Here is a 21189-nt window from a genome sequence, read left to right on the forward strand (position 1 = left end):
TCGGCGGCGGCCCGGAGCGGGATCGCTCCGGGCCGCCGCCCTCAGCTGTGCTCAGGCCATGACGCAGCGGTAGTTCGCCGCCGCCTTCGGGTCGCCGTGACCGGTGAAGCGGGCCACCTGCGGGTACCGGCAGGCGTTGCGGGTGACGCTGCCGTCGGCGCTCGACGTGGCGAGGGTGGCCGGGGCCTGACCCTTCTCCACCCAGTCGACCAGCGCGTCCAGCTCACCGGTCGGCTGTGGGCCGGGGCCGCCGCCGCAGTGGGCCACGCCGGGCAGCAGGAACAGCCGGTAGAAGTCGTCGACCCGGCGGTTGCCGCCGGACACCCGGTTGACCCGCTCGCGGTAGTCGACGGTGCCCTGGGTGGGCACCAGCTGGTCGGCCTGGCCGTGCCAGCTGAGCAGCTTGCCGCCGGCGCGGGCGAACGCGGACAGGTCGGGATCGTCGGTGCCGATGACGTCGTTGTAGCGCTCCTGGGATTCGCGGAAGATCTGTGCGAACCGCTGGTAGGTCAGTTTCGTGGTGTCGAACGAGGGATCCTGCTGCACGAAGTACTTGACCCAGGTGTCGGCGACGGTGAACGGCTCGCCCGCCTTCGCCAGCCAGTCGAAGGTCGCGCCCTTGTTCGGCCCGTACCAGAGCTTCTTGCCGGTGGGGGAGACCGGTCCGGCCCAGATCTTGCGGACCGCGTCGGCGGTGGCGGCGGAGATCGTGATCTCCTTGCCCTCGCAGACGACAGTGGTGCCGATCAGCCGCCGGGTGTCCCAGTGACAGTCCTGCGGATCGGCGATGATGCCGTCGGCAACGCCGTCGAGAGTGTCGCAGGCCTTCGTCGCGGCGGCGTTGAACGCCTCCAGCTCACACTGGGTGGGCTGGACCTTCTCCTCGTTGAAGACGACCTGCGGCCACAGCGTGGCGACCGCGAACCGGTCCCAGTTGACCGCCGGCGCGTCGGCGAGGATGCCCTGGAAGTCGGTGGGGTGGTCCTGGGCCTCCTGGTAGCCCTGGCGGCCTCCCGTCGAGCAACCGTTCCAGTACGCGTAGCGCACCGGAGTGCCGTAGAACCTCCTGGCCACGTCCTTGCCGACGACGGCCATGTCGTGCAGCGAGCGGGAGGCGAAGTTCTTCAGCAGCGGTGTGTTGACCGTGCCGGCCGCAGTGAGCGCCCAGCCGCTGACATCGGCCGGATTCTGGCCGATGCCGGCATCGGTGGCGGCGGCGACGTAGCCGTTCTTCACGGCGCTGACCAGCGGGGCGCCGAAGTCACCGGCGAGGTAGGCGCTGCCGCCGATGGCCTGGAACCGCCCGGTCCACAGTCGCGGGTCCTGTGGCAGCGAGACCTTGACCTGGACGTGGTCATGAACACCGGGGTGGGTCAGGGTGACAGTGATGTCGCACCAGGCCGGCACATCGGTGATCGGCGGCGGCGCGTCGAGCGGGGGTACGGCGGGGAAGGTGACCGTTCCGCCCGCGTGCGCGACCGCCGTCACCGACTCGACCGTGGCGCCAGCGGGCGGGGCGACCGGCACCGCCGCACACGTCGTAGCGGAAACGGTGCCGCTGTCGCGCGCATCGGCCGCCATCGGCAGCAGGACGGCCGACAGCGGCACGGCAGCCGCCATCAACATGATCAGTCGTCTTCTCATGCCCGTCACCCTCGCCGGAGTCCACGATCCTCACCCCAGGGAGTTGCCCTGGGGTGAACCCTGGCCGTTATGGAGCAACCCACACCAGGGACCGACACCGGAGTTGTGCCGAGTAGCTTGAGTCGTGCCGTCTCTCAGCGAGCGGAAGACCGTGAAAACCATTGACGTCGACGTGCTGGACAACCCGGCGTGGGCCTCGCTGACCGGCCCACACGCACTCTTCGCCGAGGTACGCGTGCAGGCCGCGCGGTCTCCGTCCGAGGCGGTACCGGGTGACCGGCACGCAGGAAAGGCACGTAGATGAATGACGACGAGCGCCGCCCACCGCTGGTGCTGCTGCATGGCCTCACGTTCGACCGGCGACAGTGGGATCCGGTCCGGCGTGAGCTTGCGGTGATCGACCCCGCCCGGCAGGTGCTCGCTCTCGACCTGCCCGGTCACGGCGATTCACCGCGGCGGGCCTCGTATCGGATGGCGGAGGTCGCCGAGGTCGTGCACGACCGGGTGACCGAGGCGGGGCTCGTTGAGCCGGTCGTGGTGGGGCACTCGGTGGGCGCTGTGGTCGCCACGACGTACGCGGGCCGTTACCCGGTGCGTGGCGTGGTGAACCTGGACCAGATCCTGCTGCCCGGCCCGTTCGGTGCCGCCGTACGCCAGAGCGAGCCGACGCTGCGCGGCCCGGACTGGCGGCGGGTGTGGGACGGCATGCTGGCCGGGATGGGCATCGAGTCGTTGCCGGCCGAGGCGCGCGAAATCGTGACGAGCGCGACCGATCCCCGGCCGGACCTGCTGCTGGGCTACTGGGACGAGATCCTGCACGGCTCCGACGAGGGAATTGCCGCCGAGCGGCACCGCGCGCTGCGATCCATCGGCGAGCGGGCGATCCCCTACCGCTGGGTGACCTCGTCCGAGCCGCCGGCCCGTTACCTGGCCTGGTTGACCGAGACCCTGCCGGAGGTTGCGGTGACCGTGCTACCCGGTAGCCACTTCCCGCACCTGGCCGAGCCGGCGACGATCGCCCGGCTGCTGGCGACCGGCTGAGAGCGGTCGGTCGAGCACATCGCCGGGAACGACGGCAGCGAAAGCTGGACCACGGGCGGCGAGTTATTCTTGCGCCCGAGTTGCCGGAGATCGGAGCAGGCGTGGCAGGTGACGACGACATCTCCGGGTGAGCACCCGGACCGGCCGCCGACGGGCGCGTGATCACGCCTCCGTCGCCGCGGCCTCCGTCGTCATGCTCTGCTCCCGCCGGGGTGCCGGTGTGCGCCCCGGATCGTCGTTCTCCGAGGTTCCCCATGTCTGTTCGACCTGCTCTCGTCGCCCATGACCTCGTACGGGTCCGCGGCGACCGCCGGGTGCTCGACGGCGTCTCCCTGACCGCCGCGCCCGGCCACCGGATCGGCCTGATCGGTGAGAACGGCACCGGCAAGACGACAGTGCTGCGGGTCCTCGCCGGCGCCGACGAACCCGACTCCGGCACCGTCGCGCGCCCACCACGTCTCGGCTTCCTGCACCAGGAAATGCCCCACGCCCCGTCCGTGACCGTCGCCGCCGTCCTGGACGACGCTCTGCGCGGGGCCCGCACGGATCTCGCCGAGCTGGACCGGCTTGGTGCCGCCCTGGCCGAAACGCCGGAGGAGTCCGAGCGGCACGCCGGGCTGCTGGCCGCGTACGCCGAGGTTCTGGAACGGGCCCAGGACGGTGACGCCTGGGATGCCGACCGGCGTGCGGTGACGGTGCTCGACGGCCTCGGCCTCGGCGGAATACCCCACGACCGCAGGCTCGGCGCGCTGTCCGGCGGGCAGCGCGGCCGGCTGGCCCTCGCCGCCCTGCTGATCCGCCGGCCGGATGCGCTGCTGCTCGACGAGCCCACCAACCACCTCGACGACGCGGCTGCGGCGTTCTGCGAGGGCCAGCTCCGTGCCATGCCCGGGGTGGTCGTGGTGGCCAGCCACGACCGGGCCTTCCTGGACGCGGTCTGCACCGATCTCATCGACCTGGACCCGTCGGTCGACGGGCCGGTCCGCTTCGGCGGGGGCTACAGCGCGTACCTGGCCGCCAAGCGTGCCGAGGCGCAGCGGTGGCGCCGGCGCTACGACGACGAGCAGCCCGGCCGCCGTGCCGGGCGACTTCCCGCGACACGACCGACGGGTCCCGGCCGATCCGAACCCCGATTTCCTTATACAGCAAGCCTTCCGCGAGCCCGCGGGAGATCTCGGCATGTCCGGCGGGCCAGGGCATCTGATGTCGCCGCAAGAAGCCGAAGCCGCACCGCGCATCGGTTGGATACCCGCTCAGGAGCAACACGTGACGGAGTGCTTCAACCACCACATCGTCGGTTCACAGGCGACCGTCAAGGCAGGGTTGGAGGATCTCGCCGAGCGCACGGGGGCGAACGAGATCATGATCGCCAATATCATGCACGGATACGGTAACCGGCTCAAGAGCTTCGAGCTCATTGCGGAGGCCAACCGGGCGCAGACGAGAACGCCGCTCAGACGAGGCCCTCGCACACGCGATCACCGGGTGCGGGTGATCGACTTATGCTCGACGTAGCCGGTCAGGCCGACCTTGCCGTACTCGCGGCCGAGGCCGCTGGCCTTGTAGCCGCCGAAGGGTCCGTCGAAGCTGATCGGAGAGCCGTTCAGCGTGACTGTGCCCGTGCGCAGCCGGCGGGCGACGGCCAGGGCGCGGGCGGCGTCCGTGGACCAGATGCCGCCGGACAGTCCGTACTCGGAGTCGTTGGCGATCCGCACAGCATCGTCATCGTTGTCGTAGGCGATGACGGCCAGGACCGGGCCGAAGATCTCCTCCTGCGCGATGCGCATGCCGTTGTCGACGTCGGCGAATACGGTCGGTGTGACATAGTTGCCGTTCTCCAGGCCTGCCGGGACCTGCGGCCCGCCGGTCACCAGCCGTGCGCCCTCCTCGATGCCGATGTTGATGTAGTCAATGACCCGCTGCTGCTGGTCGCGGCGGATCATCGGGCCGATGAAGGTGTCGGCGGCGGAGGGGTCGCCGACCTTCAGCGACTCGACCATTTCCTTCACTGCGGCCACGACCTCCTCGTAGCGGCTGCGCGGGGCCAGGATCCGAGTTTGCAGGATGCACGCCTCACCGTTGTTGCCCAGCGAACCGAACCTGAGGCCCTGCATCGCGGCCGCCAGGTCGGCGTCGTCCAGGATCAGGGCGGCGGACTTGCCGCCCAGCTCGAGACCCACACGCTTCAGCTGCTCCCCGGCGATCGCCGCGATCCGCCGTCCGGCGCGGGTCGAACCGGTGAAGGAGATCTTGTCCACGTCGGCGTGCGAGACGAGGTGCTCGCTGGTCTCACGGTCCGCCGGAAGAACACTGAGGACGCCCTCGGGCAGGCCGGCCTCGTGCCACAGGTCCGCCAGCAGCATCATGCTCAGCGAGTTCTCCGGGGAGACCTTCAGCACGACGGTGTTGCCCGCCAGCAGAGCCGGGATCAGCTTCGCGGTGGCGGCGGAGAACGGGGAGTTCCACGGGATGACCGCGGCGACCACACCGATCGCCTCGCGCCGCACGATGGTGTCGAAGGCCACCGAAGGGTCGGACGGGGTGACGATTTCCTCCCAGCCGAACTCCTCGGCTGCCTGGAGGTAGGCGTTGGTCTGACGGGTCAGGAATGGCTGACCGATCTTGGTGAACCAGCCCGCCGAGCCGTTCTCGGTCGAGATCGCCGCGGCGATGTCGTCGGCCCGAGCGGTGCGCAGCGCATCGTAGCGACGCACGACCTCCTGGCGCTCTTCGGGCGTGGTACGCGGCCATGGGCCGTGGTCGAATGCCTCACGCGCCGCAGCGACCGCCCTGTCGATGTCGGCCGGCGCGGCCTGCGCCGCACGGCCGATGACCGACTGGTCGTGGGGCGACAGGATATCGAGCATCAGCTCCGGTGCGCTGGGAGTCACCCAGGAACCACCGATGTAGAGCTTGTCGCGCACAGTCATGTCTGTCATTCCTTAGGTGAAAAGTGGTGGAGGGAAGGGGATGGTGGGGTGGGTATCAGGGCTTGGCCGGGCGGACCATCCGCGCGACCTCGGTGTCGGCGAAATCGCCGAGTCCGTCGCGGTCGGTGGATACGCTGAGTTCGCGCCACGCCGCGTCTTCCGCGGCTCGCGCCGTCGTGATCTGCGGGGCGAGCCAGGCAGCGTCGGAGCCGAGCAGAAGCCGCATCGGCGGTGCCGGCTCTTCGGTGAGCCTCAGGATCGCGGCGGCCATCTTGGCCGGGTCGCCCCGCTGCACGTCGGGGTTGTTGCTGTAGGTGCGGGCGAAGGCGCCGACCGTTTCCTCGTACTCGGGGTGGATGTCCGGCACCGTCATCGGGGCGACTGCCCACGGGGTTCGGATTCCGCCAGGTTCCACCAAGGTGACGCGGATCCCGATGGGGGCTACCTCGCGGGCGAGGATCTCGGTGAAACCGCCCAGCGCCCACTTGGATGACTGGTAGGCGCTCAGACCGGGCTGGTTGCGCCGGCCGCCAATGGTGGAGACGTTGATGATGCTGCCAGAACGACGCGGGCGCATCACCGGCAGGACGGCGCGCACGGTGTTGACCGCACCGAAGAAGTTGACGTCGACATCGCGGTGGAAATCGTCGTCGGACATGTCCTCGATCGAACCGACAGTTCGGGCACCGGCGCTGTTCACGAGCACATCGACCGCGCCGAACTCGGCGACCGCGCAAGCGACCGCAGCACGGGCGGAGTCCGGATCGGTGACGTCCATGATGCGTACGCGCAACCGGTCGCGGTACTCGTCAGGTACAGATACGCCGTGGGGCGCGAGGTCGGTCGCTACTACGTTGTGGCCGGCGGCGAGGGCGGCCTCGACGACCCGGCCGCCCAGTCCCCCCGCCGCACCGGCTATCAAAAAGGTCTTGATCATTGCGTTCATCCCTTGGCGAACTGGGGTGCGCTCGCGGAGCGGGGCAGGTATGCGGCGCGCATTGACCGGCCCCGTTCCCCAGCCACCACGGAGTCGGTCAGGCGGTGGGGTAATCCGTGGACCGGCTCACCTTGGCCCACGAGTTGGCTTCCGCTATACGGCCTTCCTCTGAGCTGATCGCGATCCCTAGTGCGTCGCTGCCGAGCAGCAGCCGGCGCGGAGGCTCCGCGGCGTCCACAGTGTCGACGATGGCGCGGGCCATGCGGTGCGGGTCGCCGGGCTCGTTCCCGGCATACTGCGCGAATCGATCCAGCCACGCGCCAACCGTCTGCTCGTAGTCAGGCGTGATGGGACCGGAGGGCTCGGCGGCCCCGGCGGCCCAGCCGGTGCGGATACCACCCGGCTCGACGATGGTGACCTTGATGCCCAAGGGGGCCACTTCGTTGGCGAGGACCTCGGAGAAGCCCTCCACAGCAAACTTCGCCGTCTGGTAGGCACCCAGGCCAGGGGTGCCGCCCACCCGGCCGCCGATCGAGGAGATCTGCACGATGTGCCCGGAGCGCTGGCCGCGCATCACGGGTAGCACCGCCCTCGTCACATTGACCACGCCGTACAGGTTCGCCTCGACCTGCGCGCGGAATTCCTCCTCGGGAAAATCCTCGATCGAGCCGCTGGTGGCGTAGCCCGCGTTGTTGACCACCAGGTCGATGGAGCCGAACCGCTGCACCGCCGCGGCGACCACCTCTCGGGCCTGCGCCGGGGAGGTGACGTCGAGCGCGACGGTCGCGAGACGCTCGGGGTGCTCTGCCACCAGGGAAGCCAGCGCTTCCGGCTTGCGGGAAGTCGCCACTACTCGGTCGCCGGCCTCCAGCGCTGCGAGCACCAGTGCCTTGCCCAGGCCCTGCGAGCCACCGGTGATCAGCCAAGTCCTTGTCATCGTACGGAGCCTCTCGCTTGTCATTCCTCGCCGCCCGAAGCGGGCAGCAACACAACCGTAGAGCTACGGTCGCTAAATGCAACAGCAGTGAGGCGATAATATTCTGTTCCGCGGCTCACACGTAGAAGATTGCCGGGTAACTGAAACGGTCGAGTAAGATCGCAGCACCATGAGAGCCGACGCCGCCCGCAACCTAGATGCCGTCCTCCGCGCCGGAGCTCGACTTCTGGCCGAGGACCCCGGCACCTCCATGTCAGCCGTCGCCGCTGCCGCCGGAGTGGACCGCACCACCCTGCACCGCCGCTTCGCGAACCGCGAAGCCCTGCTCAGCGCCGTCTTCCAGGCCAAGCTCGACTCCGCCGAAAACGTCCTCGACGAGGCCCGCCTGACCGAGGCCCCCGTGCCCGTCGCCCTGCACCGCTACGTGGAGGGAATCGTCCCCGTCAGCCGCGAATGGCCTCTCGACACTCGCCGCATGATGCAGAACGACCCTGCCGCCAGCATCCGCCGTCAGGAGCAGAGCGCCCGAGTCGACGCCTTCATCCGCCGATCACGAGACGAGGGATACCTCCGCGGCGACGTGGACATGACCTGGGCGCGAACGGTCCTCGACCAACTCGTCGACGCCGCAGCCCACCAGTTCCCTACCCTGACGCCACCGCAAGCCGCCGACCTCGTCGTAGCCACCTTCATGAACGGCCTCGGCGCGGCCTGACGGGGGTCTGTGGGTCTAACGGTGTTTCCGGCCTGACCCGCTAGGTGTTGTGCCTGGTGAGGAGGTGCCGTGATGACCGCGACAGTAAACGATCAGACCGGACGCAAGAAGCGGCCCGAGCCGTCGGCGGAGGCGAGGGCTGCCGCTGAGCTGGTCCGGGCCGCGAAGGAACAAGGGCTGTCGCTGACCGGCCCGGATGGGCTGCTGAAGCAGTTGACCAAGACGGTCCTGGAGACCGCGCTCAACGAGGAGATGACCGAGCCTCAGGCGTGTTTCGTAAGTCCCGCTGAGGCCTGAAGTTGCGGCGTGGCGGTGATCGATAACTGAAGAGGTCTCCGGTATCTGGTTCTGCGACCAAGCAAGAACTTCCTACCGGAGATCTCGTGGCCACCTTAGCGGTGACGAGGCGGCATGACCTGACCGACGCGCAGTGGGCTGTGCTGGCCCCGCTGCTGCCTGCCGCGTCGGGTACGGGTCGGCCGCCGAAGTGGGACATACGGCAGCTGATCGATGGGATCCGGTGGCGGATCCGGATCGGTGCCCCGTGGCGCGATGTCCCGGCCGAGTACGCCCGCATCGACGGGCACCTGCAGAAGGAACCACCCGGCGGTGTCCATGACGAACCGGCCGATCACGGGCTGGGCCGTTCCCGCGGCGGGCTAACCACCAAGACCCATCTGGCCTGCGAGCAAGGCCAGAAAGTCCTGTCGATGACCGTCACGGCCGGGCACCGCGGCGACAGCCCCCAGTTCATCCCGGTTCTACGCCGTATCCGGGTCAACAGGCTCGGCGTCGGCCGGGCCCGATCGCGTCCGGTGCTGGTGCTGGCCGACAAGGCCTACACCAGCCGCGTCAACCGTGGCTATCTACGCTCCCGTGGGATCAAGGCCTGCATCCCCCGCAAGAAAGATCAGGACGCCCACCGCCAAGCCAAAGGCTCCCGCGGCGGGCGCCCGCCGAAGTTCGACCCGCAGCAATACCGGCTGCGCCACGCCGTCGAGAACGGCATTGCCCGCCTCAAACGCCACCGCGGCGTCGCCACCCGCTACGACAAGTTAGCCGTCCGCTTCCAAGCCGTCCTGACCATCACCATCATCGGCGAGTGGTTGTGAAACACGCCTTAGGCGCCACCGTCATCGCCACCCACGACCGACGACTCCGCTCCCGGTGGCCCGGCCGAGAGCTGGCCCTTCCCGCCGCGGGGTCGCGAGCGCGGAGGTTGGAAACGTTTTCGTAACGGGCCCTTGACCTCTCCGCCATCTGCGGAGCAGACTCCCGGAAACGTTTACAGCTATCGGGTGGAGGTGCCGGACGTGGGTCGTAAACGTTTACAGGAACCGGCGGACGGCCGGCCCACGGTGCACACCGTCGCCGCCCGCGCCGGCGTATCCATCGCGTCCGCCTCGCGGGTGCTCAACGGTGTCGGCGGCAGCCCCGAGACGATCCGCAAGGTTCGCGAGGCGGCGGCCGAGGTGGGCTACGTGCCCAACGCGATCGCCCGGTCCCTGCAGTCCCAGCGAACCGGGCTCGTAGCGCTCGCGGTGGAGGACATCGGCAACCCGGTCTACGTGGAGATGATGCGGGCCATCGAGGCCGTTGTCGCGTCCTCCGGGCGGCAACTGCTGGTGCACGCCACCGGCGGACGGATCGACAACGAGACCGCCCTGTTGCGACGCCTGGCCAACCGCTACGTGGACGGCATGATCGTCTCGCCGATCCGGGTCACCGACGCCCACCTCACCGCGCTGGTGGACAGCCCGGTGCCGGTGGTGGTCGTCGGCCAGCTCGGCGCGGACGCTCCCATCGACAACGTGCGTACCGACTCACGGCACGGTGTGGCGCTGGCCGTGGACCATCTCGTCGCCACCGGCCGACGGCGGATCGGCTTCGTCAACGGCCCCCTCGACACCGTCCCGGGCGCCGCCCGCGACGCCGGATTCCGGGCCGCCCTGGCCGGGCACGGCATTCCGCTCGACGACGAGCTGATCGAGGTCGGCGACTTCCAGTACGCGGCCGGCCGCGCCGCCACCGAGCGACTGCTCGCCCGCGCCGAGCCGGACGCGCTGGTCTGCGCCAACGACCTCATCGCGGTCGGCGCGCTGCACGCCCTGCTGGCCGCCGGTCGTCGGGTCCCGCAGGACGTCGCCCTGGTCGGCATGGACGACACCGAACTGGCCCGGATGATGTTCCCCCAGCTCTCCAGCGTCTCGCTCGGCTCGGCCGAGCGTGGTCGCCGGGCCGCCGAACTGCTCCTGCAACGCATCGCCGACGCCACACTGCCGCCGCGACGCGAGCAGGTGCCACCAAGCCTCGTCGTCCGCGCGTCCAGCATCGCGACGCTGCCGGCCCCCCGACCCGCCAGCGCGCCGGCCGGCCCACCGACCACCCACCCGTCCAGCGAAGGGGTGACCGCATGACCACCCTGGCCGAGCGGCCGGACGTCGAGCGGGCCGGGTCGGCCCGCCGGCCGAGCCGGTTCCGCTCCGACCGCACCACCATCTACCTGCTGCTGCTGCCGTCGCTGCTGCCGATCCTGCTGCTGTCGGTGTTCCCGCTGCTGCGGGGCATCTACCTCGGCTTCACCGATGCCCGCGCCGGCCGCAACGTCGAGGTCAGCTTCACCGGCCTGGCCAACTACCGGGAACTCCTCGGCGACGAGCTGTTCTGGAACTCCTTCAAGATCGGCCTGCTCTGGGCGGTCGGGGTGACGGTGTTGCAGTTCCTGCTCGCCCTCGGGCTGGCGCTACTGCTCAACCAGCAACTGCGGTTCCGAGGTGTGGCGCGGGTGCTCGCCGTCGTGCCGTGGGCTATGCCGCCGGTCGTGGTCGGCATCCTGTGGAAGCTCGTCTACCACCCCGACGCCGGCCTGATCAACGAGTTCTTCCACCGCATCGGCGCCGACGGGCTGCGGACGAACTGGCTGGGCGACTTCAGCACCGCCCTGCCCGCGGTGATCATCGTCGGCGTCTGGGCGGGCATGCCGCAGACCACAGTCGTCCTGCTCGCCGGCCTGCAGGGCGTGGGTCGCGAGCTGCACGAGGCGGCGGCGGTGGATGGGGCCAGCACCTGGCACCGGTTCCGGCACGTCACCCTGCCCGCGCTGGCGCCGGTGATCGTGGCGATCACCTCGCTGGACTTCATCTGGAACTTCAACTCGTTCGGCCTGGTCTACGTGCTCACCGCTGGTGGACCGGGTGGCAAGACGATGCTGCCGATGCTCTTCGCGTACGAGGAGGCGTTCCGCTACGGCAACTACGGCTACGCGGCGGCGCTCGGCAACGTCATGGTCGTGATCATCGTCGCGCTGCTCGCTGTCTATCTCCGTCGCCGGCTCAGGGAGGCGAACTGACATGTTCGGAAAACCGAGCCGCACCAGCCGGACGCTTCAGTACCTGGCGCTCGCCGGTTACCTGATCTTCCTCGGGTTCCCGCTGGTCTGGCTGCTCTCCACGGCGTTCAAGCCGCCGCGCGAGCTGGTACGCCTGCACCCGACGTTGATCCCGGACAACCCGACAGTGCAGAACTTCGTCCAGGCCTTCACCGAGCAGGAGCTGGGCCGGGCGGCGCTCAACAGCCTCCAGGTCTCCCTCGCCTCGGCGGTGCTGACAGTGCTGGTCGCCATGCCGGCGTCGTACGCCCTCGCCCGGTTCCGCTCCAAGCTCGGCACCGCCGCGCTGGGCTGGGTGCTGCTGTCCCAGCTCTTCCCGTTCGTGCTGCTGATCATCCCGATCTTCCTGGTGCTGCGGCAGGTCGGCCTGGCCAACACGCACGCCGGGCTGGTGCTGATCTACGTGGTCTGGGCGCTGCCGTTCGCGCTGTGGATGCTGCAGGGCTTCGTCCGCAACATCCCGAGGGAGCTGGAGGAGGCCGCCTCGGTCGACGGCGCGACCCGGGTGCAGGTCCTGCGGCGGGTGGTCTTCCCGCTGCTCGCCCCGGGCCTGGTCGCGACAGCGCTGTTCTCCTTCATCTCGGCCTGGAACGAGTTCTTCTTCGCGCTGGTGCTGATCAAGACCCCGGAGCTGGCCACCCTGCCGGTGGCGCTGGCCCGCTTCGTCGGCATCGAGGGCACCGCCCGGCTGGGACCCCTGGCCGCCGGCTCACTGCTGGCCACGCTGCCCAGCCTGGTCTTCTTCGCGTTCATGCAGCGCCGGCTGTCGTCCGGGTCGCTCGCGGGCGCGGTCAAGGGCTGACCGTCCCCCAACCACCACCACCAAGGAGGTAACCCCCCATGCTCCGTACCCGATTCCGTCGACTCGCGGCGGCCGCCGCGGTCGCGGTCATCGGCCTCGGCGCGCTCACAGCGTGCGGTGCCGGCGACGACGACGAGGCCACCTCCGGCCCCGCCAAGCTGCGCTTCCTCAGCCTCGCCTGGCAGAAGGAGTCGTTGCAGGTCAACAAGGACCTGGTAGCCAAGTGGAACGCCGAGCACCCGGACATCCAGGTCGAGTACGTCCAGGGTGACTGGAACTCGGTGCACGACCAGCTACTCACCTCGTTCGAGGGCGGCGACGCGCCGGACATCGTGCACTACGAGGCGTCCGCGATCGGCGAGTTCAGCAAGCAGGGCTACCTGGCCGACCTCTCCGACCTGGTCTCCGACGACCTCAAGGGTCAGATCGACAAGGGCATCTGGGACACCGCCACCGTCGACGGCAAGGTCACCGGTGTGCCGTTCCTGCTGGAGTCGCAGGTCGTCATCGCCAACAAGAAGCTGCTCGACGCCGCCGGTGTCGCGGTGCCGCCGGCCGACGGCGGCTGGACCTGGGACGAGTTCCAGGCCAACGCGCAGAAGCTCACCAAGCCAGGCCAGTACGGCGCGGCCTGGGCGTTGAAGTCGCCGACCAACCGGGTGCTGAACCTGGCGCTCAACTACGACGGCAAGTTCTTCTACGGCGACGGTGGCCGCACCGAGGTCAAGGTCGGCGACGCGGAGAAGGAGATCCCGAAGCGGATCCACGACATGCTCTACACCGCCAAGTCCGCCTCACCGGAGGCGCTCGGCATGAGCGGCGCGGACACCCTGCCCGGCTTCTTCGGCGGCAAGTACGCGATGCTGCCCGGCTCGGTGTCGCTGCGCCAGCAGATGGTCGAGCAGGCGCCGGCCGGCTTCGAGTGGGTCACCCTGCCCCCGATCAAGGGGCTCTCCACCAAGCAGGCCGCCAACCCGCAGACGCTGTCGATCTCCGAGGACAGCAAGCACAAGAAGCAGGCCGCGCAGTTCCTGGAGTACTTCCTGAACCCGACCAACATGGCCGCCCTGGCCAAGGGCGACTGGCTCGTGCCGACCGGCAAGCAGGCCAACGAGGAGTTGGTCAAGCTCACCGCCGGCAAGCAGGGCTGGGACGTCGCCGCGGACAGCGCCGCGGACCTGACCGTCGCCCCGTTCCAGCAGGCCGACGGCTACCCGGAGTGGAAGACCAAGTACGCCACCCCGGCCCTCCAGCAGTACTTCGCCAACAAGATCACCCTCGATCAGCTCGCCACGCAGCTGGTCGACGGTGGCAAGCAGGTTCTGAGGTAACGACATGTCACTCTTGCTCGACACATCGGTCGGTTGCCTGGTCGGCGCCGCTGTCGGAGACGCCCTGGGCGGCGCCACCGAGACGGCGCTGCCCGAGCAGATCCGCGCCCGCTTCGGCGGCTGGGTCGAGGGCATCGTGCCCCCGTACCACGCCGACTGGGCCACCGCGCGGCCGCTCGCGCCGTACCACAAGGGCGATGGGCACATCACCGACGACACGTTGATGACCCACGCCCTGGTCCGCGCGTACGCGGCCAAACGGGACCACCTCGACGCCTACGACGTGGTGGAACTGCTGGTGCCCGACCTGATCGAGCGGGTGGTGTACATCCCCGACCTGGAGCGCGACGGGGTGACCTTCCACCGGCTCGCGGCCGCCGAGCGGTGGTTGGTCACCCGACTGCACCACGCCCACGCGGACCCGCGCGAGGCCGGGGTCGGCAACATCGTCAACTGTGGCGCGGCCATGTACATGGCCCCGGTCGGCATCGTCAACGCTGGCGACCCGGCCGGGGCGTACGCCGAGGCGGTGGAGATCGCCGGCGCACATCAGCACAGCTACGGGCGGGAGGCCGCCGCCGTGTTCGCGGCCTCGGTAGCGGCGGCCGCGACCCCCGGAGCGGGCGTCGAGGACGTCGTCGCGGCGGCGCTGGACCTGGCCCGCGACGGCACCCGCGCGGCCATCGACGCGGTGGTCAAGGAGGCCCGCGGCCACCACGACTGGAAGCAGGCGATCCCGGCGCTGCGGGCCGCGGTCGCCCCCTATGACACGGTGGGGGAGGAGTACCGCAGCCCCGGCCTCGGCGCGCGGCGGCCCAGTCGCCTGCACGCCATCGAGGAGCTGCCGGTGGCTCTCGGCATGCTCGTGGTGGCCGGCGGCGACTTCCGGGCCGCGGTGCTCGGCTCGGTCAACTACGGCCGGGACGCCGACTCCACCGCCACCATGGCCGCCGCCATCGCCGGTGCGCTCGGTGGCGCCGACTCGGTGCCGGCGGAGTGGTCCGAGGTGGTCGCCACCGCCTCCAAGACCGACCTGGTGGAGCCGGCCCGGGTGCTCGCCGCGGTGGCCGGCGAGGTCTTCGAGCGCGACCAGGCCCGGTTCGCCCGCCGGGCGGAGCGTTTCGCCGGGCTGGCCGCCGGTGCCACCCGGGAGGCTGGAGGCGAGACCCGGTGAGGATCACCTGGGTTCAGCCAGAGGACCTGCTGCCGCACGAGCTGGCGGCCAGCCGGGACGAGGGGCGCGACGTCGCCGCGCTCGCCGCGCGGTGGACGGCGGCCGGCGGGGACCTGACTCCGCCGGTCAGCGGGGCGTCGGCCACCCCGGCGTCGCCCGAGCTGCGGGCCCTCGCGACGGAGCTGCTGGACGCCGCCGACGCGGTGCCCGCCGTCGACACCGCCGACGAGGCCGACGACCTGGCCAGGCTGCGCGCCGGATGGCCGGCCACCTGGTCGATGCCGACCGAGACGGCGTACGACCGGCTGCACGGCGGGTGGCTCGGCCGGGCGGTCGGGTGCCTGCTCGGCAAGCCGGTGGAGAAGATTCCCCGCGAGGGCATCCGGGAGATCCTCACCGCGACCGACAGGTGGCCACTGCGCGACTGGTTCACCGCGAAGGGACTCCCGGCCGACGTCGCCGCCCGCTGGCCGTGGAACCGGCGCAGCGCGCCGACCAGCCTCGCCGAGAACATCGACGGCATGCCCGAGGACGACGACCTGAACTACGCGTTGCTGGCACTGCGGGTGCTGGAGACGCGCGGTCGGGACTTCACGAGCGCCGACGTGGCGCAGGCGTGGCTGGACTGGCTGCCCGGCGGGCGGGTCTTCACCGCCGAGCGGGTGGCCTACCGCAACCTGCTCCTCGGGTACGCGCCGCCGCAGAGCGCGCGCCGGCACAACCCGTTCCGGGAGTGGATCGGCGCGCAGATCCGCACCGACGTGTACGGCTGGGTCAACCCCGGCCGGCCGGACCGCGCCGCCGAGCTGGCGGTGCGGGACGCGGCGGTCAGCCACGTCCGGGGTGGGGTGCACGGTGCGCTCTGGGCGGCGGCGCTGTCCGCCGCCGCGCCGGTGGCCGACACGGTGGACGAGGTGCTGGACGCCGCCGAGGCGGTGCTGCCGGCGGGCAGCCGGTTCGCCGCCACGGTCCGGGAGGCACGCGCCCTCGGCGCGGGGACCGACGACTGGGAGCGCGTGGTCGACGAGCTGTACGCCCGGCACGGCCACCTGCACTGGGTGCACGTCCGCAACAACGCGGCGCTGGTCGCCGCTGCATTGGCGTACGGGCGGGGGGACCTGGAACGGTCCATCACCGCGGTGGTCAGCGGCGGCTGGGACACCGACTCGACCGGCGCGACTGTCGGCGCGGTGACCGGAGCACTCACCGGCGCGTCCGGGCTGCCGGAGCGCTGGGTCGCCCCGCTGCGCAACCGGTTGGCCAGCAGCATCGCCGGCTTCGACGGGATCGGCTTCGACGAGCTGGCCGAGCGGACCCTCGCCCTGGCGCAGCCGGGGAGCAGCACGGAAGGGAGCGCGGCATGAGCGCGCGCGTGGCAGTGGTGGGCAGCAGCAACCTGGACCTGGTGGTCACGGCGTCGCGGTTGCCTCGCCCCGGTGAGACGGTGCTCGGCGAGAACTTCCGGACCGTGCCCGGCGGCAAGGGCGCCAACCAGGCCGTCGCCGCCGCCCGGGCCGGCGCGGCCTGCGACTTCGTGGGCGCGGTCGGCGACGACGAGTTCGGTACCCGCATGCGGACGAGCCTCGTCGACGCCGGCGTGGACGTCCGGGGGCTGCGGACCGTCGCCGGCCCCTCCGGCGTCGCGTTGATCGCCGTCGACCGGGACGCGGAGAACTTCATCGTGGTCGCGCCCGGCGCCAACGGCACGCTGACCGAGCTGGACGGGGACGACCGGGCGACCATCGCGGCGGCGGACGTGCTGCTGCTGCAACTGGAGGTGCCGCTGGCCGCCGTGATCCAGGCCGCGCAGTGGGCTCGGGCCGACGGCACCACTGTGGTGCTGAACGCCGCGCCAGCCGCCGCTCTCCCCACCGAACTGCTCGACCTGGTCGACGTCCTGGTGGTCAACGAGCACGAGGCGGCGGTCGTCGCCGAGGTCGCCTCCGACGACCCCCCGGTGCTGCTCGACGCCCTGCTGAAGCTCGTTCCCCGGGTGGTGCTCACCCTCGGCGCGCGCGGCGCCGCGTACGCCGATCGGCGCGGCCTGCGTCTCGCGGTCCCGGCGCCGCAGATCGACGCCGTGGACACCACCGCCGCCGGTGACGCGTTCACCGGCGCGCTCGCCGTGGGCTGGGCCGAACGCGGCGGCGCCAGAGGCGAGGACACCGTCGCGGCCAGCCTGCGCTGGGCCTGCGCCGCCGGCGCGGCCTGCGCCCAGCGGCCCGGAGCGTCCACCGCCCTGCCCGACCGGCCGGCCATCGACGCCCTCTACGACGCGACCTACCGAGGTGCACAGTGAGCTTCAACCCGTACGTCCCGCGCCCCATCGACCGGCCGACCGAGGTGCCGTTGGGCGGGCACGCCGACCTGAGCACCCTGGACGAGGCGAAGATCTTCGCCGCCCCGACCGACAGGGCCGACTGGCCGGCCTGGCGGGAGCAGATCGCCCGGTGGCGCGTCGACGCCCGGGACCGGATCGGCTACGTCGGCGAACACTACGACGAGATCGCCGGTGACTGCTTCAGCGTCTGCCTGGCCTGGCTCTGGGACGAGACGCTCTACGACCACGAGCGCGGCGTCTTCACCGTCGACGCGTTCCTCGACGCGGCCGGGCGGGACTTCGGCGGCTTCGACGGGGTGGTGCTCTGGCACGCGTACCCGGTGATCGGCCTCGACGACCGCAACCAGTTCGACTGGTACCGGGACGTGCCGGAGCTGCCCGAGGTGGTGCGCGCGTTCCAGCAGCGGGGGGTGCGGGTCTTCGTCGACTACAACCCGTGGGACACCGGCACCCGGCGCGAGCCGGGCAGCGACGCCGAGGAGGTCGCCACGCTGGCCGGCAAGCTGGGCGTCGACGGGGTCTTCCTGGACACCCTCAAGGAGGGCGCCGGGGAGCTGCGCGCCGCGCTGGACGCGGTGCGCCCCGGCCTGGTCCTGGAGGGCGAGAGCCGAGTTCCGTTGGCCCGCATCGCCGACCACGCGATGTCCTGGGCGCAGTGGTTCGCCGACTCCGAGGTGCCCGGCGTGCTGCGGGCAAAGTGGTTCGAGCGACGGCACGTGCTGCACCACACCCGGCGCTGGCACCGCGACCACCTCGACGAGCTGCACTCCGCCTGGCTCAACGGCGTCGGCGTGCTGGTCTGGGAGAGTGTCTTCGGCGTCTGGGTCGGCTGGAACGACCGGGACCGCGCGGTGCTGCGGGCCATGCGCCGGGTGCAGGCCAGCCACGCGGCGTGGTTGCGCGCCGAGGACTGGGTGCCGCTCGCCGACCATCCCGGCGACGGCCAGGTGTACGCGTCCCGCTGGACGCACGACGACGAACCGCTGTGGACGGTGGTGAACCGGGGCGCGGACCACGACGGCCCGTGGCTGGTCACCGACCCGAGCGCCGGCCGACACTTCGTCGACCTGGTCACCGGTGCCGAGCTGACAGTCACCGAGAACGCCGACGGTCGACTGGCGGTGGGCGGCCCGCTCCCAGCCGGCGCGATCGCGGCAGTGACGCGTGGTGTCGCCGCCACGCACCGGCACGAGCCGCCGACCGGCGACCCGTCCTTCCCGGCCCGCGCCGCGGTGCGCGTCCGCACGCCGTGGGCACCCCGACCGCAGGTGCCGCCGGGCCTGGTTGCCGTCGAGGGCGGCCGGCACGACCTGGTCGTCCGGCACCGGGTGCGGGAGACCGGGCTGTACGGCGAGGCGCCCTACGTCGACGAGTGGAAACCGCTGCCGCCCCGGCTGCACCACCCCGGCACGCTGCGGCGCAGTGTGCGGCTGGGCCGGTTCGCCATCGCCGTGCACGAGGTCACCCACGGCGAGTACGCCGAGTTTCTGCGCGCCAGCGGCTACGTTCCGGTGCGCCCGGAGCGGTTCACTGCCGGCTCCGGTCCGGCCGACGCCCCGGTGACCGGGGTCGAGTTGGCCGATGCGCGGGCGTACGCGGCGTGGGCCGGGCTGCGGCTGCCCACCGAGGACGAGTGGCAGGTCGCCGCCGAGGCGGGGCTGCTCGTACGGCGGGAACCGCTGGTGTGGAACCTGACCGAGAGCGAGCACTCCGACGGTCGTACCCGGTTCGCCATCCTCAAGGGCGGCGCCCAGTACCGGGCGGAGGGCTCCGACTGGTACCTCGACGGTGGCCCGCAACCGGCGGACGTCTCGGTGAAGCTGCTGCTCACCGGCGCCGGTCTCGCCCGCTCCGAACAGGTCGGTTTCCGTTGCGCGGCCGACCTGCCGGAGGTGGCCCGGTGAGCGCGCCACTGGACGGGGTGAAGGTCGTCGACCTGGCCACCCTCTTCGCCGGGCCGCTCGCGGCGGCGTTCCTCGGTGACTTCGGCGCCGACGTGATCAAGGTGGAGCACCCGGCCAAGCCGGACCCGTCGCGCGGCCACGGCCCGGCCCGTGACGGCGTCGGTCTCTGGTGGAAGGTGCTCGGCCGCAACAAGCGCACCGTCACCCTCAACCTTTCCGACCCGGACGGCGCGGCGTTGCTGCGCCGGCTGCTCGCCGACGCGGACGTGCTGGTGGAGAACTTCCGCCCCGGAACCCTGGAGCGGTGGGGGCTCGGCCCCGCCGAGCTGCACGCGGTCAACCCCCGGCTGGTGATCACCCGGATCAGCGGGTTCGGGCAGGTCGGCCCGTACGCCCGCCGGCCCGGCTTCGGCACCCTCGCCGAGGCGATGAGCGGGTTCGCGGCGGCCACCGGTGAGCCGGACGGGCCGCCCACGCTGCCCCCGTTCGGACTGGCCGACTCGGTGAGCGCGCTCGCCGCCGCGTACGCGGTGATGCTCGCCCTGCGGGCCCGCGACGTCACCGGCACCGGGCAGGTGGTCGACCTCGCCATCATCGAGCCGATCATGGCGATGCTCGGGCCGCAGATCACCTGGTACGACCAGCTCGGCTACGTCCAGCCCCGGCTGGGCAACCGGTCCAACAACAACGCCCCACGCAACACCTACCGGTGTGCCGACGGGCGCTGGGTGGCGGTCTCCACCAGCGCGCAGAGCATCGCCGAGCGGGTGCTGCGGCTCGTCGGCCGCCCCGAGCTGGTCGACGAGCCGTGGTTCGCCACCGGCAGCGGCCGGGCCGCCCACGCCGACGAGTTGGACGCGGCGGTGAGCGCCTGGGTGGCGCAACGGGACCGCGACGACGTGGTGGCCGCGTTCGAGGAGGCACAGGCCGCGGTCGCGCCCGTCTACGACGTGCGCGACATCCTCGCTGACCCGCAGTACGCGGCGCTGGGCACCGTGCGCACCGTGCCGGACGAGGAGTTGGGCGAGGTACGGATGCAGAACGTGCCGTTCCGCCTCGCCGAGACGCCCGGCGAGATCCGGCACGCCGGCCGGCGGCACGGCCAGGACACCGACGCGGTCTTCGGCGCGCTCGGCCTGAGCGCCGAGGAGTTGGCCGCGCTGCGCGAGCGGGGGGTGCTCTGATGCTGTTGAGCTGGCTCTACGTGCCCGGTGACCGCCCGGACCGGTTCGCCAAGGCGGTCGCCTCGGGCGCGGACGCGGTCATCCTCGACCTGGAGGACGCTGTGGTCGCCGGGCGCAAGGCGTACGCCCGGGACGCGGTCGCCGAGTTCCTCGCCGAGGCGCACCCGCTGCCGGTGCAGGTGCGGGTCAACGAGCTGACCGGCCCGGACCTCGACGCCGATCTGGCGGCGCTGGCCGGCCGGCCCGGGTTGGGCGGGCTGCGGCTGCCGAAGGTCGAGTCGGCCGCGACGCTGGCGGCCCTCGCCGAGCGGGTCGATGTGCCAGTGCACCCGCTGATCGAGTCGGCGGTCGGGCTGGAGGCCGCGTACCCGATCGCCGCTGCGCACCCGGCGGTGGCCTCGATCGGGCTCGGTGAGGCCGACCTGCGCTCGGATCTGGGGGTGAGCGACGACGACGGGCTGCTCTGGGCGCGCGGCCGGGTGGTGGTCGCGGCCCGCGCGGCCGGTCTGGCCCCGCCGGCCATGTCGGTGTACGCCGACGTGGTCGACCTCGCCGGTCTGGCCGCCTCCTGCGCGGCGGGCCGACGGCTCGGCTTCCTCGGCCGAACGGCGATCCACCCGCGCCAGCTTCCGGTGATCGTCGACGCGTTCCGGCCGGCCGAGCGGGAGGTGGCCCGCGCTGCGGAGCTGCTGGCGGCCGTGGCGGACGCGCACCAGCGCGACTCGGGAACCGTTGTCCTGCCCGACGGCCGGTTCGCCGACCGGGCGATGGTGGCCGCCGCCCGACGCGTCGTCGACCTCGCCGCCCGCTACGCCGCCTGAGCCCCGCCGGCGGTGTCCCGTCCGGTCGAACTGGCCGCGC

Annotated in this window: 19 protein-coding genes and 2 pseudogenes; 16 read left to right on the forward strand and 5 right to left on the reverse strand. The window is 71.5% G+C overall.

Going from position 1 to position 21189, the window contains the following annotated elements; genetic code table 11:
- Nucleotides 1-51: 51 nt before the first annotated feature.
- Complete coding sequence (locus OH804_RS08430) at nucleotides 52-1644, reverse strand: tannase/feruloyl esterase family alpha/beta hydrolase (protein ID WP_406064074.1); 1593 nt, start codon at nucleotides 1642-1644, stop codon at nucleotides 52-54.
- Between the two features lie 151 nt (nucleotides 1645-1795).
- Between OH804_RS08430 and OH804_RS08435 the strand changes: the two genes are divergently transcribed.
- From OH804_RS08435 to OH804_RS08445, 3 genes and pseudogenes are all read left to right on the forward strand, one after another.
- Complete coding sequence (locus OH804_RS08435; protein WP_196923641.1) at nucleotides 1796-1948, forward strand: hypothetical protein; 153 nt, start codon at nucleotides 1796-1798, stop codon at nucleotides 1946-1948.
- Entirely contained in the window at nucleotides 1945-2685 is a 741-nt protein-coding gene (locus OH804_RS08440) for an alpha/beta fold hydrolase (protein ID WP_406064076.1), read from the forward strand. Before OH804_RS08435 ends, OH804_RS08440 begins: the two co-directional genes overlap by 4 nt.
- A 254-nt stretch (nucleotides 2686-2939) precedes the next feature.
- Nucleotides 2940-3509 (forward strand): annotated as a pseudogene (locus OH804_RS08445) (ATP-binding cassette domain-containing protein); the annotation flags it as partial.
- 124 nt (nucleotides 3510-3633) lie between these two features.
- On the opposite strand, the gene OH804_RS08450 reads toward OH804_RS08445, so the two are convergent.
- The 4 genes from OH804_RS08450 to OH804_RS08465 form a co-directional block, all read right to left on the reverse strand.
- Complete coding sequence (locus OH804_RS08450; protein ID WP_406066478.1) at nucleotides 3634-3885, reverse strand: helix-turn-helix domain-containing protein; 252 nt, start codon at nucleotides 3883-3885, stop codon at nucleotides 3634-3636.
- Between the two features lie 278 nt (nucleotides 3886-4163).
- Nucleotides 4164-5615, reverse strand: a complete 1452-nt coding sequence (locus OH804_RS08455) for an aldehyde dehydrogenase (protein ID WP_357105609.1) — start codon at nucleotides 5613-5615, stop codon at nucleotides 4164-4166.
- 55 nt (nucleotides 5616-5670) lie between these two features.
- Complete coding sequence (locus tag OH804_RS08460) at nucleotides 5671-6552, reverse strand: SDR family NAD(P)-dependent oxidoreductase (RefSeq protein ID WP_357105606.1); 882 nt, start codon at nucleotides 6550-6552, stop codon at nucleotides 5671-5673.
- A 97-nt stretch (nucleotides 6553-6649) separates the two neighbouring features.
- Nucleotides 6650-7513 (reverse strand): oxidoreductase, encoded by an 864-nt coding sequence (locus OH804_RS08465; RefSeq protein WP_406064079.1) that lies wholly within the window; start codon nucleotides 7511-7513, stop codon nucleotides 6650-6652.
- A gap of 145 nt (nucleotides 7514-7658) precedes the next feature.
- Here OH804_RS08465 and OH804_RS08470 point away from each other — a divergent pair, with 145 nt between their 5' ends.
- The 13 genes and pseudogenes from OH804_RS08470 (at nucleotide 7659) to OH804_RS08530 (ending at nucleotide 21149) form a co-directional block, all read left to right on the forward strand.
- Nucleotides 7659-8204, forward strand: a complete 546-nt coding sequence (locus tag OH804_RS08470; RefSeq protein ID WP_357105602.1) for a helix-turn-helix domain-containing protein — start codon at nucleotides 7659-7661, stop codon at nucleotides 8202-8204.
- A 72-nt stretch (nucleotides 8205-8276) separates the two neighbouring features.
- Nucleotides 8277-8465 (forward strand): annotated as a pseudogene (locus tag OH804_RS08475) (IS256 family transposase); the annotation flags it as partial.
- Between the two features lie 137 nt (nucleotides 8466-8602).
- Nucleotides 8603-9316, forward strand: a complete 714-nt coding sequence (locus tag OH804_RS08480; RefSeq protein ID WP_406066480.1) for an IS5 family transposase — start codon at nucleotides 8603-8605, stop codon at nucleotides 9314-9316.
- Nucleotides 9317-9517: 201 nt separating this feature from the next.
- A complete protein-coding gene (locus OH804_RS08485; protein WP_406064081.1) occupies nucleotides 9518-10621 on the forward strand; it encodes a LacI family DNA-binding transcriptional regulator in 1104 nt (367 codons plus the stop codon).
- Complete coding sequence (locus OH804_RS08490) at nucleotides 10618-11553, forward strand: carbohydrate ABC transporter permease (RefSeq protein ID WP_196923638.1); 936 nt, start codon at nucleotides 10618-10620, stop codon at nucleotides 11551-11553. Before OH804_RS08485 ends, OH804_RS08490 begins: the two co-directional genes overlap by 4 nt.
- Nucleotide 11554: 1 nt before the next feature.
- Nucleotides 11555-12394 carry a carbohydrate ABC transporter permease gene (locus tag OH804_RS08495; protein WP_406064083.1) on the forward strand — a complete coding sequence of 280 codons (840 nt, stop codon included), beginning with the start codon at nucleotides 11555-11557 and terminating at the stop codon, nucleotides 12392-12394.
- Between the two features lie 38 nt (nucleotides 12395-12432).
- Entirely contained in the window at nucleotides 12433-13725 is a 1293-nt protein-coding gene (locus OH804_RS08500) for an ABC transporter substrate-binding protein (RefSeq protein ID WP_406064085.1), read from the forward strand.
- 4 nt (nucleotides 13726-13729) lie between these two features.
- A complete protein-coding gene (locus OH804_RS08505; protein WP_406064087.1) occupies nucleotides 13730-14899 on the forward strand; it encodes an ADP-ribosylglycohydrolase family protein in 1170 nt (389 codons plus the stop codon).
- Nucleotides 14896-16263 carry an ADP-ribosylglycohydrolase family protein gene (locus OH804_RS08510; protein WP_406064089.1) on the forward strand — a complete coding sequence of 456 codons (1368 nt, stop codon included), beginning with the start codon at nucleotides 14896-14898 and terminating at the stop codon, nucleotides 16261-16263. The genes OH804_RS08505 and OH804_RS08510 overlap by 4 nt, the downstream gene beginning before the upstream one ends.
- Complete coding sequence (locus tag OH804_RS08515) at nucleotides 16260-17198, forward strand: ribokinase (protein ID WP_406064091.1); 939 nt, start codon at nucleotides 16260-16262, stop codon at nucleotides 17196-17198. Before OH804_RS08510 ends, OH804_RS08515 begins: the two co-directional genes overlap by 4 nt.
- Entirely contained in the window at nucleotides 17195-19144 is a 1950-nt protein-coding gene (locus tag OH804_RS08520) for an SUMF1/EgtB/PvdO family nonheme iron enzyme (protein WP_406064093.1), read from the forward strand. The genes OH804_RS08515 and OH804_RS08520 overlap by 4 nt, the downstream gene beginning before the upstream one ends.
- Nucleotides 19141-20328, forward strand: coding sequence for a CaiB/BaiF CoA transferase family protein (locus OH804_RS08525; RefSeq protein ID WP_406064095.1), 1188 nt, complete (start codon nucleotides 19141-19143; stop codon nucleotides 20326-20328). Before OH804_RS08520 ends, OH804_RS08525 begins: the two co-directional genes overlap by 4 nt.
- Complete coding sequence (locus OH804_RS08530) at nucleotides 20328-21149, forward strand: CoA ester lyase (protein WP_196923631.1); 822 nt, start codon at nucleotides 20328-20330, stop codon at nucleotides 21147-21149. Before OH804_RS08525 ends, OH804_RS08530 begins: the two co-directional genes overlap by 1 nt.
- The last annotated feature ends 40 nt before the right edge of the window (nucleotides 21150-21189 follow it).

It is taken from the genome of Micromonospora sp. NBC_00860, assembly GCF_045207375.1.
Taxonomy (GTDB): Bacteria; Actinomycetota; Actinomycetes; order Mycobacteriales; family Micromonosporaceae; genus Micromonospora; species Micromonospora vinacea.